This is a genomic window from Shewanella sp. BJSY2023SW007 (assembly GCF_047314525.1).
Classification (GTDB): domain Bacteria; phylum Pseudomonadota; class Gammaproteobacteria; order Enterobacterales; family Shewanellaceae; genus Shewanella; species Shewanella chilikensis.
Genome location: NZ_JBKORL010000021.1, coordinates 1 through 1,569, shown reverse-complemented (window position 1 = coordinate 1,569; position 1,569 = coordinate 1). Strand labels below are relative to the sequence as shown.

Below are 1,569 nucleotides of genomic sequence, written 5' to 3'. Positions count from 1 at the left end.
GCCGAAGTGGCGCGACTCAAACGCCAGCTCGCAGAGCAAGCAGAGGACCTCGCCATTCTAAAAAAGGCGGCTACCTACTTCGCGAAGAATCAAAAAAAAAAGACAGGACAAAAAAAAAGACAGAAAAAAAGACAGGACAGCCATATCTTTTAGCAAGCCGGGCGGGTAGTGCGTCAGGGAGACAATGTTTTCCGCTACGATGTCTTTGGCCGCCGCTGTCGTAAATACCGGCAGCAACTGACCTTTCCCCCGAATTTAAGACCATGACATTGATGAGATTTCCAATACACTGGAGCCAATGGAGATCTCAACATGAAGAAACGTTACACCGAAGAACAAATCATCAAGGCCATCAAACAACATGAGGCAGGGGCAAAAGTCGATGACATTTGCCGTGAAATGGGCATATCCACGGGCACTTTCTATAACTGGCGCAGAAAGTATGCCGGGCTGGAAGTGAACGAAGCGAAGCGGCTGAGGGAGTTGGAAGCGGAGAATAACAAGCTCAAAAAGATGTTGGCCGACAAGATGCTGGAAGTCGAAGCAATGAAGGATGTGCTGTATTAGCGGTGCGGATCAAATCAATTTGCATCTAGTTTTGATGAAGAACTTGAAATTTCAAGCGAGGCTATGAGGAGAGCGGGAATTCCTGAAGATCGTATTTCTGTTCTCAAAGCAGATTCAACAGCGTTTTATGAAAGAATTAAAAAATGTGGGGAAAAATAGTATGGATACAGTATATCAATTAAAAGCTAATACTGCTGACGACGGTTCTGGGGTTGTGTTTGGGGGAGGTACTCACATTGCCTTTCCTTGGCCTGTAAATCCTTTGGGGGAGGAGTTAGCGCTAGTTGTTACGATTGATTGTTCAGTACTAAATCATAAGATTGGTGAAGAATTATTCCCTGCGGGTAAAGTATTATCAGTATTTTCAACATATTCAAGCGATAGATACTTTTTAGATGATATTACTTTTCATGGTGATAGTGAAGAGCTTGAACATATCAGTAAAGGCTATTCTAGAGTGCTTTTAAGTGAAAAGTCTGATGATTTTATAAATGAGAACTATTTTGGACCAATATCTGTTGAGGTTACTAAAAGGGAAGTTAATAGTGAAGATTTTCCTGCGTTCTCTTTTGTATCCAAGGTAATTCCTAGAGGTTTGATTGGTTATGGCGTATTAGATGATGAATATTACTTTGCCGCACAAATATACTCTGGAGATATACCGTTTGATGAGGGTGGGATTTTAGGCCTCTCGGATGCAACTGGTTATTTATTCTTACGTAAAAGAATAGATGACTTTTCTAATGCTGGAGTTTTCTTTATTCAAGTATCTTAAATAATGATTTGAAAGAGTAAATTCCGGAGGCTATAAAATTTCGGTGTAAGTGGCTGTTTATCATAACGACACCAAAAACGTGCAGAGTTAGAAGGCTGGGATAAAGAAAGGGTAAATAAGGAATTGCTTGAGCTCCAGCATAGAACTCGTCATTCATTGAATAATAAGTGCCCTAAAGGATAGGTTATGAATATTTATAAGATTGAAGCGAAAATGCCATGCAGAAA

Annotated in this window: 1 protein-coding gene and 1 pseudogene; both read left to right on the top strand. The window is 40.6% G+C overall.

The genetic code is table 11. The features are described from left to right. Positions 1-312 precede the first annotated feature (312 nt). Positions 313-561: pseudogene (locus tag ACMHXE_RS04310) on the top strand (transposase); the annotation flags it as partial. A gap of 133 nt (positions 562-694) precedes the next feature. Continuing rightward, positions 695-1,342 carry a DUF1963 domain-containing protein gene (locus ACMHXE_RS04305; protein ID WP_101057800.1) on the top strand — a complete coding sequence of 216 codons (648 nt, stop codon included), beginning with the start codon at positions 695-697 and terminating at the stop codon, positions 1,340-1,342. Positions 1,343-1,569: the final 227 nt, after the last annotated feature.

Bases quoted from the DNA above. Each gene is read 5' to 3' on its own strand.
- ACMHXE_RS04305 (WP_101057800.1), top strand. From the start codon at position 695: ATGAAAGAATTAAAAAATGTGGGGAAAAATAGTATGGATACAGTATAT.